The 12,309-nt window shown below is 52.7% G+C and carries 8 protein-coding genes; 6 read left to right on the top strand and 2 right to left on the bottom strand.

Features of this window, described 5'->3' with window-relative positions; translation table 11 throughout:
• Nucleotides 1–23: 23 nt before the first annotated feature.
• A complete protein-coding gene (locus tag BLU30_RS04450; RefSeq protein WP_090243888.1) occupies nucleotides 24–968 on the bottom strand; it encodes a DMT family transporter in 945 nt (314 codons plus the stop codon).
• 136 nt (nucleotides 969–1,104) lie between these two features.
• On the opposite strand from BLU30_RS04450, the gene BLU30_RS04445 reads away from it, so the two are divergent.
• The 5 genes from BLU30_RS04445 (at nucleotide 1,105) to BLU30_RS04425 (ending at nucleotide 4,955) form a co-directional block, all read left to right on the top strand.
• Nucleotides 1,105–1,602, top strand: a complete 498-nt coding sequence (locus tag BLU30_RS04445) for a MarR family winged helix-turn-helix transcriptional regulator (RefSeq protein WP_090243886.1) — start codon at nucleotides 1,105–1,107, stop codon at nucleotides 1,600–1,602.
• A 92-nt stretch (nucleotides 1,603–1,694) separates the two neighbouring features.
• Nucleotides 1,695–2,888, top strand: coding sequence for an ArsA family ATPase (locus BLU30_RS04440; protein ID WP_090243884.1), 1,194 nt, complete (start codon nucleotides 1,695–1,697; stop codon nucleotides 2,886–2,888).
• On the top strand, nucleotides 2,878–3,096 hold the full coding sequence (locus BLU30_RS04435; protein WP_090243882.1) for a hypothetical protein: 219 nt from the start codon (nucleotides 2,878–2,880) through the stop codon (nucleotides 3,094–3,096). The genes BLU30_RS04440 and BLU30_RS04435 overlap by 11 nt, the downstream gene beginning before the upstream one ends.
• A 9-nt stretch (nucleotides 3,097–3,105) precedes the next feature.
• Nucleotides 3,106–4,275: an ArsA family ATPase gene (locus BLU30_RS04430; protein WP_090243880.1), complete on the top strand. Its 1,170-nt coding sequence runs from the start codon at nucleotides 3,106–3,108 to the stop codon at nucleotides 4,273–4,275.
• A 65-nt stretch (nucleotides 4,276–4,340) separates the two neighbouring features.
• The gene (locus BLU30_RS04425; protein ID WP_090243878.1) at nucleotides 4,341–4,955 is read left to right on the top strand and encodes an MBL fold metallo-hydrolase; all 615 of its coding nucleotides are present in this window, start codon (nucleotides 4,341–4,343) and stop codon (nucleotides 4,953–4,955) included.
• A 16-nt stretch (nucleotides 4,956–4,971) separates the two neighbouring features.
• Here the strand turns inward: BLU30_RS04425 and BLU30_RS04420 are convergent, their stop codons facing one another.
• Nucleotides 4,972–5,955 carry a lipoate--protein ligase gene (locus BLU30_RS04420; protein ID WP_090243876.1) on the bottom strand — a complete coding sequence of 328 codons (984 nt, stop codon included), beginning with the start codon at nucleotides 5,953–5,955 and terminating at the stop codon, nucleotides 4,972–4,974.
• A 530-nt stretch (nucleotides 5,956–6,485) separates the two neighbouring features.
• Between BLU30_RS04420 and BLU30_RS04415 the strand changes: the two genes are divergently transcribed.
• Nucleotides 6,486–12,263 carry an Ig-like domain-containing protein gene (locus BLU30_RS04415; RefSeq protein WP_090243874.1) on the top strand — a complete coding sequence of 1,926 codons (5,778 nt, stop codon included), beginning with the start codon at nucleotides 6,486–6,488 and terminating at the stop codon, nucleotides 12,261–12,263.
• The last annotated feature ends 46 nt before the right edge of the window (nucleotides 12,264–12,309 follow it).

The raw sequence follows: 12,309 nt of genomic DNA, 5'->3' as shown, positions 1-12,309 counted from the left end.
GACTTAAACCGACTAAAGATGCCTCAATGATGATGAGGGGGAGCTGGTCGATTCACCACAAAAATTCCCAAGCACACTAAAGCCAGTGCCAGAATAACCACTGGACCAGAGGCCTGGCTTTGCTCACCCAACAGGATGGCAGAGAGAACCACGCCGGCAATGGGGTTCATAAAGCCGTAAACGGCCACGGTGGAGACCGGATTATACTTAAGCAGAAGGCTCCACAGTGAATAGGCCACAGCGGAGACAAAGCCAAGATACAAAAGCATCCCATAGGCTCCGGGAGCGGTGGGGGTAAGGTGTCCCCCGAGGACCAGGCCGACCAGGGTGAGGATAAGCCCGCCTAAAACAAATTGATAGCCGCTTAAGGTAACGGGATTATCCTTTTTGGAATAGATGCCAATGAGGGCGGAGGACACCGCATAGGAGATGGCAGAGATCATAATAAAGCCATCCCCGGTCGGCGTAAAACCACCACCTAGGCCCCCTCCGGATACATTGACGGCAATGACCCCGGCAAAGCCCAGGACGCACCCAAGGATTTTAGGCACCGTTAGCCGCTCCTGGTGAAAAACAATACAAGTAATCAGAATAGCCCAAAAAACGTTGGTGGCGGTGATGATAGAGGCCTTGACCCCGGTAGTGCCGGCCAGACCCATATAAAAGAAAAGATATTGAATGACGGTTTGGAAGAGACAGAGCTTCAAAATCGGCCCCCAGGAGGATTTCTTTGGGAGGAGGAGGCGGCGGTTTAAAAGACTGCCAAAGAGGATGGCCAGCAGCCCAGCCAGGGTAAAGCGCAGGCCGGCAAAAAGGATTTGGCTGGCCCGGTCATCCCCGGCGATCTGGAAAAGGCCATAACCAATTTTAATACAGGGAAAGGCGCTGCCCCAAAGAAGGCAGCAGACCAGGGCAAGCAGGCAAACGACCATGGGGCGGGTCAAAGCAGTGGTGGAATGTGATTTCATGGACTCTCCTTTTGATACGATACATTGGGTCCATTGTAACACAAAGCTTAAGGATGGGGAAAAGACTTGACAGAAAAATACTTCGGGTATAGAATGAATTTACTTCGAGGAAAGAAATAAAAAGGAGGCGGTGTGGATGTCCGAGGAGACCTGGAATATGGATCACTTTATTTTTGACATAGTCGATCGCTGTCGGCTGCTCTTTTTTCCAGAGCAGTGGAATAATTTTTTCATGAGCTGTACTAAGAACGAAATCTTTGCCATGATGTACCTATACCGAAATGCCCCGGCCAGCATGGGGGAAATTGCGGAGTATTTGGGGGTTCCCCTGAATACCGTCTCAGGTGTCATTGGTCGGATGGAAAAAAGCGGTTTTACGGAGCGGATGCGCCAGGAGACAGATAAGCGGGTGGTGACCGTCACCCTGACACCCGAGGGTAAGGCGTTTTTAGAGGATCAGCTCCACAGCCTAACCGGGGTTTTTGACACCTTCATCCAGTCCTTGTCGGAAGAGGAGCGTGGGCTGATGACTGGTCTGGTGGATAAATTCCTGTTGGCGGTGGGACAGGTCGGGGAGGGGAAAACCGATGCAGCCAGGAAGGGGAGTCCCGTTCGCCGGATTACCATTGAGTAGATGGATTGAGGTCCTTTTAAAAAGGGGACCTTTTATTCAGAAAAGTACTTCGAGAGAAGAATAATTCGTAAAAAGAAATAAAGGAGAACACAATGGGTCGAATAATGATTTTTACAGGAAAGGGGGGTGTTGGAAAATCCAGTATTGCGTCTGCCCATGCCCTCCAGGCGGCAAAAAAGGGAATGAAAACCCTCCTCATCAGTACGGATATGGCCCATAATCTGGGGGACCTCTTTGAAATCACCTGTGGTCAGGATATCCAGCAGGTGACAGACTGTTTAGATATTTTGGAAATCGATCCGGAATATGAGATGGCGGCGCATTACGGGCACCTTACCGAAACCATCAGTCATATGCTGCCAGGGAGAGGGGCGGATGAGGATGGGGTAGGCAGCTTTATGCTCTTTCCGGGAATGGTGGATTTGTTCTCCCTTCTCCGGGTGAAAACCTTGCACGAATCCGGGGAATACGAGATGATTATTGTGGATTGTGCCCCCACGGGTGAAACCCTGGCACTTCTAAAGCTGCCGGAGCTGTTAAGCTGGTATATGGAAAAGCTCTTCCCCGTGGGCCGGGTGGCGGTGCGGGTCATGCGGCCAATTTCCCGCCATGCCTTTAAAATCGAGCTGCCGGATCAGGCAGCCATGAATGATATTCAGGCCTTATATTTAGAGCTTAGCGCCCTCCAGAAGCTGTTTAAGAATTCGGAAGTGACCACCATCCGCATGGTGGCCATTCCAGAGAAAATGGTAGTGGCAGAAACCAAGCGCAGCCTGATGTATTTAAATCTCTATGGCTTTACCGTGGATGGTCTGGTGATCAATCGGGTACTGCCAGCGGCAGCGGATGCTGATTTTTTCAGGGAGTGGCATCGGATTCAGGCGATGTACCAGGAGGAGCTTGGGGAGGTCTTTAGGGGATTGCCCATCCGTCAGGTCCCCTGGTACGAGGAGGAGGTCAAAGGTCCGGCTGCCTTAAGACGGATTGCCCAGGATGCCCTGGATGATGCCGATCTTTTTGCCCGTCCACCCAAGGATCATCGGGAAATCTTTGAGAAGAGTCCCAGGGGCTACACCCTGATCCTGGCCTTACCCCAGGTGGAAAAGGGGGCCATTGATCTTCATCAGGGACGGGACGATTTGATTCTTCGTATTGGTAATTTTAAGCGCTGTATCCCTCTGCCGGATGTTCTCAGGAAGACCGTGGTGTCCGGGGCGGCCCTTAAAGAGGGTGTATTACGGGTTAACTTTGAGGAAACCCAGGAGGAGGGGCAACATGAAGTGTGAATTTATTGAAAAGCTGTGGGAGGCGAAGCAAATGGAGATGGCGGCCTTTAAATCATTGATCCCAGAGGATTTACGCCCCCATGTGGATACCATTGAAGGGGAGGTCCAGGCCATTGGCCGAAACCTGCTCAATCGGCTTTTGGAGCCGGAAGGGACAGGGGAAAAAACAGCAACCTCTGTCCATAAAATAAAGATCTCAGAAGAATAGGAGGCCGTCATGCGACTATTATTATATACCGGGAAGGGCGGTGTGGGAAAAACCAGCATCGCTGCTGCCACTGCCTTCTCCCTTGCAAAAGCAGGACAACGGGTTTTGATTTTGAGTACCGATGCTGCCCATAGTCTGGGGGATAGCTTTGAAGTGTCCATTGGCAATGCGCCGGTTGAGGTGGTGCCAGGGCTAATGGCCCTGGAAATTGATGCAGAGGCAGAGAGCGAAGAGGCCTGGGGTGGTCTAAAGGCGTATTTCAAGCGTCTTTTAACCGCAAAAAACGGTGAGGTACTGGAGGCAGAGGAGCTGTTGGCTTTCCCGGGCTTTACAGAATTGGCAGCCCTTATGCGGATTCAGGATTATTATGAGGAAGGGGCCTACGATGTGCTAGTGGTGGACTGTGCACCTACGGGAGAAACCCTGTCACTCCTTAAATATCCCGAAGCCCTGGGAGAGGTTATTGAGAAGGTACTGCCCATTAAGCGCAAGGCGCTGAAGGTACTTGGCCCAACCATGGAGCGGACCCTGAAGCTTCCCATGCCCGAGGATAATATTTTTGATGAGTTTGAAGTGTTAAATCAGCGGTTAAAGGCCCTGCGCCGCCTCCTCACCGACCATGAGGTCACCAGTATACGGATTGTAACCACTCCGGAGAGCATTGTCATTGCTGAGGCAAAGCGAAATTTTTCCTTTCTCCATCTTTATGGCTACAATGCCGATGCGGTGATTGTCAATCGTCTTTTCCCCGGGGAAGCGCTGTCGGGTTACTTTGGAAAATGGCAGGAAACCCAGACCCAGGCCCTGGAGTCCGTCATGGAGAGCTTTGCCCCGATGGCAGTTTTCACCCTTGGCCTCATGCCCGTGGAGTTGAAGGGGCTGGAAATTTTGGCGCAGGCCGCAGCTGAGCTTTACGGGTCGGCCGATCCCATGGATTGCTTCTATCAGGGGACGCTGTACCAGATTAAAAAAGGGAGTAAGGGTCCAGTGCTTTTGGTGGACATTCCATTTATGGATAAGGACGCCCTGGATCTGACCCAGCAAGGGGACGAGGTGGTCCTCCGGGTGAAGAACCAGCATCGCCGTATCCTTTTACCGGATCAGCTTAAGAATCGGGAAATCACCGGGGCCATTTACCGGGAGGGGTATCTTCAAATACAATTTACATCTCATTCATGATTTTTTAGGCCTTTTAGGGTATAATCACTATAAATGATTATTCAAGAAATGAGGAGGGCCTATCAATGGCGAAGCTTTTGTACCAGGGACATGGCAGTTACCGGCTCCAGTCGGCGGATGGCCGGGTGATTTACGTCGATCCCTATGCGGGGGATGGCTATGAGCTGCCCGCAGACTTCGTGCTCATCACCCACGAGCATTACGATCATACCAATTTGAATTTAGTGAGAATGAAGGCCGATGGTATCATTCTCCGGGCAGCGGATATGATTGAAGAGGGACAATACCTGAAAAAAACCTACGGCGATTTTATCCTGCGGGCAGTTCCTGCTTATAATTTAAAGCACGACCGGGATGCCTGTGTGGGCTATGTGATGGTCATTGATGGGGTGAAGGTTTATGGCTCCGGGGATACCTCCCGGACCGACTGTATGGAGGCTGTATTGTCCAAGGAAAACATCGATTATGCCCTGCTGTGCATCGATGGGGTGTACAATATGAATCCCGAAGAGGCGTCGGAGTGCGCCGCCATCATCAGAGCCAATCACTCCATTCCCATCCATGTGGCCCCGGCCGATAGTCAGCGCCTCTTCGACCTGTCGGTGGCAGAATCCTTCCACGCAGAGGGGCGATTGATTTTACGCCCAGGGGAGGAAATTGAATTGGTGCATAAGGATTAAAAAAACAGGGGCACTCTTAATCAAATAACAGCGTGAGCAAATCCTTGGAAGTCAGCCCATTGATGGTACCCCTTAGGGCATCGTCGGTGAGGTGGCTTTCGAGGATTTTTTTATCCAGGGGTAAGTCCATAAGCAGGCGGTACAGGGTATCCACGCCATCCCCAAAGAAATCGCCGCAAATATGGACATCGCGGATGATGCCATCCACCAGATTCAGGTAAAGGGTGATGCCACCAAAGTCAAATTGTTTGGACCGGGTGGCATTGTATCCGGGGGAAGCACCGTAATTCCATTCCCAGGTGGCGTAACGGCCGGCCTGGATGGCGGCAATGCTCCTCCGATCAGAATCTGTGAGGGTGTAGGTCTGGACATCACCCTCAGAAAAGACCTCTTCGAGAAGGGCGGTTTTAAATTCATCCAGGGATAGGGGGGCAGTCAGGGCATCGGAAATATTACCCACCCGGGAGCGGACGGATTTAACGCCCTTCTGCTTGTACTTTTCCGGCTTAAAGGCTAGGATGCTTTGTACCCGGGAGAGATCCGAGGAAAAAAGCAGGGTCCCGTGATGCATGACCCGACCATCCCGGGTGTACTGGGCATTTCCTGAAAATTTATAACCATTGATGGTCAGATCATTGCGGCCATTGAATTCGGCAGTGATGCCAAAGCGGGCCAGGGTTCCCAGGACGGGCTTTGTAAAGTGGAGAAAGTCAAAATCAGACACGGTATCGGCATCGGTAATGAAGGTGAAATTCAGGTTGCCCATATCGTGAAAAACCGCACCTCCACCAGAAAGGCGCCGTACGACGGTGACCTTTTGCTCAGCCACAGCCTCGGCATCGATTTCTGCATCCGTGTTCTGGTATTTACCGATGACAACGGTGTTGTCATTTTGCCAGAGCATGAAGTAATCCTCGTCCTTGGGTAAATGGTCAAAAACATATTCCTCCAGGGCGAGGTTCCAGGTGGGATCGGTTGAAGGACTTTCGATGTATCTCATGATGGTATTCTCCTCTTGAATGCGGATTTGTTGTTAATCAGTTTAACATAGCTGGGTGGTGTTGTAAAAAGAAGCGGATAAAAATCATTTTAATTAGAATCATCTTGCAATGTATTTGAAAAGATGTTAAGATAATTTTAAGTCAAGACAATCTGGAAGAAGGCCTCTGGTCGACAGCTCCACCGCTACTGTGAAAGTCAGGAACAGGTTTTGACAGGGTCGTGTGGGAACGTTGTTTTTTTGTTGCCGCCACCTGCCCTGGTGGCTTTTTTAATCGAATAAAGTTACTCTCATCCGAAGGTAATCTGGTGCGAATCCAGAACAGAATCCAGTGGACCGACCGGTTATTCGGCCGTCTGGAACCTAACATGAGTGAATATCCAACAGAGAATGGTTGGATTTTGCTGATGATCGGATATGCTGAGCCTGCTCCGGTTTTTACCGGAGTTTTTTTATTTTAAAAATGAATGAGAATAGGATCTGGTAGGGCCAGTTGATATAAATAATAATACGAAGAGGAGAATAATCGGATGAAAAGATTAAAAAATCTTGTAATGCTGTTGTTGATGGTAGCGTTGGTGATGGGAATGGTACCATTGTCCGCCATGGCGGTGGAATCCCAGGATAGCCAAGTTCATGTCACCGTATCCAACACCACCTATTCAAAGGCCGATGGCGCACCGTGGGAGGGGACCCTCGTGGATGAGTGGGTGCCAATCAATCAGGACAGCACCATGATGTCTGCTGTTTTAGAGGCGCTGTCCAGAGGAAAATACTCCCAGACCGGTGCAGAGAGCAACTATATTTCTGAAATCAATGGCCTCTCTGCCTTTGCGGGAGGCGGTATGTCCGGATGGATGGGGACCCTCAATGATTGGTTCACCAATGAAGGCTTTGGCGCCTTCACGGTGAAAGCCGGGACCCTGGAAGCCGGGGATGACATCGCCATTATGTATACCTGCAATTACGGGGAAGACCTGGGCGGCACCTGGGGAAATAATGATAAAACCCTCAAGGCCCTTAAGACGGATGCCGGGGTGTTGAGTCCGGCCTTTGATCCAGCGACCAAGAGCTATACCCTGACGGTGGAAAATGGCACGAAGGCCGTGACCGTCACACCAACGGCGGCCAATAAAAACTACCAGGTCCGTGCATCTGTGGCCGGCACCGAGTACAAACGGACGGCCGCCATCCCTGTTCAGGATGGTACGGTGATTTCCGTTAAATGTGGGGACCCGTCCTGGCCCAGCATGAATAGCAATGAGAGCCCAGGGGTGGAATACACCCTCACCGTCAAGATGAAAAACAACGCACCGGTACTGGCAGAGGGCGTGACCACGCCGGATCATGCCAGCGTCAATAAAACTGGGAAATATAGTATCGACTTATCCAAGATCTTCACGGATTCGGACGGGGATGCCCTGACCTACACGGTGAGCGTCGGCGATGCAGAAGCCGTGGCCGCCGATGCCGCTTACACGACGACCGTGCAGGACAAGGAAACTTTTACCTTCATCGCCAACGATGGCAAGGCGGATTCCCCCCAATATGTGGTGACGGTCACCAATACCGGCAACGCATCCCCGACATTAAAAGAGGGTGTCGAAGCCATCGAAACACAGAGCTATACCTGGTATGCTGGTGGGACCAGCTATAAATATTTCTATCCGTCTAAGTTTTTTGAAGATCCGGATGGGGATGCCCTGATCTACACCGTGAGCATCGATGGTGGTGCACCGGTCCAGATGGAAGGAACCAATCCTTCACAACGGGTGGAGATTGGAGAAACCAGCCCAGCGACCCAGACCTATGTGTTTCAGGCCAGTGACGGCAAAGAATCCTCCCCAACCCATACCTTAATTGTCCTTTCACGGCAGATTGCCCAGGCGACCATTACGCCGGCATCGGGGCAGGGCGTCTACGAAACCAGCAACGGCCGCTTTGATTACATCATGGGCGGTACGCCAGAGAATCAAATCCAGTTTACGGCCAGCGTTCTTCCTGCTGGGTCCCAGCAGAAGGTCACCTGGAGCATCAATAACGATTCAGTGGGCAGCATCGACGACAATGGCCTGCTGAGGTTGAATAAGGATAAATTTGCCACAGCAGAAGGAACTTTCGAGGTCCAGGCTACCAGTGTCGATGGCGCACGCTCATCGGTTTATTTCCATGTGATTCCAGGAAAGATCAACATCGGCAGTGATGCTGTAGAGGCGCCCCTTTCTCAGGACACCAGTGTGAAAACCACGACGGTGAAGCTGGCCAATAATTGGTACAATAACCAGCTGGTGGTCAGCAGCGCAAATCCGGAGATTGCCACCGTGACAGTCACGGGTCAAAACCTCACCATTACGCCCAATAGCCCTGGAGAGACCACCATCAAGGTCGCCTATGCCCAGGATGAAGCCAATACCGATACGATGACGGTCAAGGTCACCGGGGTCCGTGTCACCCGAAAGGATGGCAGTGATTCCAAATACTTCCAGCTGAAGAAGGGCGCAACACCCAATACCCTGGCCCTCCAGGCCAAGGGCGTGGATGCCAATGAAACCTTCACTTGGAGCTCCAGCGACGAATCCGTGGCCACCGTGGATGAAAACGGCGTAGTCACCGGCATCAAGGATGGTCCGGTGCTCATCACCGCCAAATCCTCAGCATCAACCCTCCTCAGCGCGGTCAAGGGCGTCATTGCCCTGGAGGTCGCCGGAGAAGGGGTGCCCTACATGGATAACCTCACTCTGACTTCTTACAGCAGCTTCGGATGGACCTCCAATAATTCCGGATTCCGTTCGACCCAGTTGGACTATCATTTGACAAGCACTAATGTCAGTCTAGCATCCTTCATGTTCACTCCGACATACGATGGGGAGAAATACAGCGCGAAGGCATACTACAAGGATTCCACCCGTCAGGAGACCTCCTGCGGGATCAACCAGGGTGTATCCAACACCCTGAACTACGCCCTGTTCCCGGGGGACAATACCATTAAAATCGTCCTGACCGAAAAGGCTGATGCCACCAATACCACCACTTATGTGTTTAATATCAGCCGTCCCTATTCGGCAACGAAAACCATCACCAAGATGATGGTCCAGCCGGACGGCAGTGCGGCACAAACGTATCCCACCTACAAGGGAAAGCCCGAAGGTACGCTGTTTAAAAGTCCCGAGGGCGTGGTGGGCACAGCGACAGGCTGGAGCAGCAGCGTCTATGAATACACCACCTACGCCTTTGAGGGTACCAAGGTCCTGGCCCTGGCCCCGACCTTCGGCGATGCCTTCGAACACGTCCGGGTCAGCGTCGATGGGGGAGCCCCCACAGAGCTGACCGCAGATGTATCCTCAAAAATGCCGGATGTCCAGAACTATGGGGTCAAGCCATCAGGCACAGCCCTTGTCTATGAAGTCATTTCCTCCAAGGTATGGGCGGACCGTCTGGAAAGCGGCACCCAGGATCCCTGGAGCGACGGGGCAGAAAGCACCTACAAGATCACCATCCTTCAGGTTGCCGCAGATGCCGGCACTATGAAAATCACCTCGGCCAAGCTGTCCGAAGGGGCCCAGTTCTTTGGAAAAGGCTTCGTTTCTTCGGACTTTGCCCCCAATATTTTAATCAACCGGGGAATCCAGTCCGTGACGATGAATTTCACTGTCCCTAATGGCTATGAGGTTTATCAGAATCAAAAGAAGGATGCCAATAAACTCACCGGGGAAACCGGGGCTTCCGAAACGACCTATACCCTGGCCATGGATACGCCGAGTGCTGTAAGCGGTACGGCGGCGACCATCGTGCTGTTTGATGAAAAAAGCAATGTCCAGTACAGCTACCGATTCGCCTACACCGCCAAGGGGGAAGAAGGCGTCCAGCCCAGCCGCGTCATCGACTACCTGTGCCTGGGCTCCCAGTACACCAATATCAGCACCTTTGGCATGCTGCCGGAAAAAACCCTGCAGTATGGCGGGAGCTTGAAAAGCTTGGGGAATTTTGGCGGGTCCATCACCTATGAATTCGACACCCCCATCACCAATGACCCCAAAAACCCCAATGGCATCGACTTTATCGCCTTTGGCAACTGCTTCGGAGAAACCGCCGGTGCGGCTGAGCCCGGCTGGGTTCAGGTCTCTTCCGACGGGGTGAACTGGTATTACCTGGCCGGCTCAAGCCATTACGATGATGAAGCCGACTGGAACTACAGCATGACCTATACGAAAACCGGAAGCGGGGCCTCAGCCTGGACCGCCAGTGATGGCACCAGCGGCACCAACTACACCTATCCATTGGCGGCCAACTACCCGCTGCATACCTTTGCAGCCGGTGAAGAAAACAGCATGACCGTCTCTGGCCTTCACCTGGTGGCCAACGCCAAGGATTCCTACGGCACTGATTCCGCCGCTTATCCTGATTTTGGCTATGTGGATACCCATGTGAACAATACGGTTAAGGGGGAAGCCACCAACCCCTATTTAGGCAGTGGCAACAGTAAAGACGGCATGTTCGATCTGGATTGGGCCGTGGATGCCGAAGGCAAGCCCGTCTCCGTGGATAATGTCAAGTATATCAAAGTCGGGACAGCATCCAATATTTATGCGGGTGCCATCGGCGAAAAATCAACAGAAATCACCTCAATCTACACCACCCAGAATAAAGCAGAGGAAGCCGTTGGTCAAACGGCGGCACCTACGGGCATCACCGTGGATGGTACGGCCTTAGCTTTAAAGGAAGGGACCACGAGCTATCGCGCCGCCGTGGATGGCGACTTCGATGTCACCGTGGATGCCCCAGAGGGTGCCAACGTCTATATCAACGGGAATCGGGGAACCACCCGGACCTATGAAAGCACCCCGCTGCATCACACCCTGCGGATCATCGTGCAGGAAGGGGAAAAAGAAGCCTCCATGACCTACATCACGCTGATCACCCCGGAAGAAGCGGCATTAGAAGAAGTTCAGAGTATGCTCGACAGCTTGAAGGCACCGGCAGATGTGACCTTAGAGGACAGTGCCCAAATCGCATTGGTCCGCAAGGCCTACGATGCCCTTTCCGATGAAAACAAGGCGCAGATTACCGCCGATGCCCTCCAACGGCTCACCGATGCTGAAGCGAAAATCACCGCGCTCAATGCGGATGTCGCTGCTGCGCAAAAAGTCACAGACCGCATTAACGGCCTGCCGACGGCAGAGGAATTAACCCTGGCCTATCTGGTTCCGATGCAGGATGCCAGGAAAGCCTACGACGGGTTAACCCCGGAACAGAAAGCCCTGGTATCCGCAGATGTGTTAAAGCATCTGACGGATGATGAAGCTAAAATGGCTGAGCTGGCCGCTGCGGCAGCCCTTGAAAAACAAAAGGAAACGGCAAAGGCTGACTTAGCCAGTACCGTCAACAAGGCGGATTACCGCACGGCCCAGCAGGCAGAAATCGACAAAGCCATCGAACGTGGCAATCAGGCCATCGACCAGGCCAAGGATGCGGATGGCATCGCTCAGGCTCTGGCCGCTGCGAAGAATACCATCGCCGCCATTAAGACCGATGCCCAGCTGACCGCAGAAGAGGACGCGGCTGCGGCCCAGGCCGTCCAGAGCCTCATTGACAAGGCCCATGAAAAAATAGCAGCCAATGATGGTGGCGTTGAAGCGGCCGTAAAAGCCGTCAATGATGGCTATGCCGCTTTAAGTGACGGGGCCAAAGCCCTTGTCAAAGAAGGCGTCTCAGCTGTCAACACCGCTGAACAGGATTTGGCCCAAAACAACCACCAGCCCAGTCACGAAGGGGTAGCGGTGGTGGCCACCGATGACCAGGGGAAAGCCCTTCCCGTGGATACCCGGATCGTTCTCACATCCCCCAAATCCGAAACGAGCATGGCCAAGGCAGAATCCCATGCGGCGGAAGCTGGACACGCTGGTTATATCAGCGTCATGGGCGTGAATATCAGCATGGAAGGTACCCCAGTAGAAGGTGCCATCCGGTTGGTGCTGTCCGTGGATCTGGACGGCTACCAGACAGATGCCGTAAAGGTGGCCCACGTGAAGGCCGATGGCAGCATCGAGCTGCTGGATGCCGTCTACGATACCACAGCCAAGACCCTGACCTTCAGCACCCGGAGCTTCTCAGATTTCGTCGTTCTGGCGAAAAAAACAGAAGCAGTGACACCAGGAAGCGGTTCCGGCAATACGACCACGACTACGGGAACGACGGAAGGTAACAGCGTTAAGACTGGCGTGGCGGGTGATGATCTCGCCCTGGCAATGCCTCTGCTTCTGGCCGGCCTGGCAGGCTGTCTCCTCCTGGCAAGGCGGAAGGCCCAATAAGCAGCGCCTTTAGGAAAAGAGAAAAGTAGAAATTAAAAAAGCAAAT

The sequence above is a fragment of the Eubacterium barkeri genome, from assembly GCF_900107125.1.
GTDB lineage: Bacteria > Bacillota > Clostridia > Eubacteriales > Eubacteriaceae > Eubacterium_O > Eubacterium_O barkeri.
The sequence above is the reverse complement of the archived record's forward strand: the minus strand, read 5'-3'. Positions and strand labels throughout refer to the sequence as shown.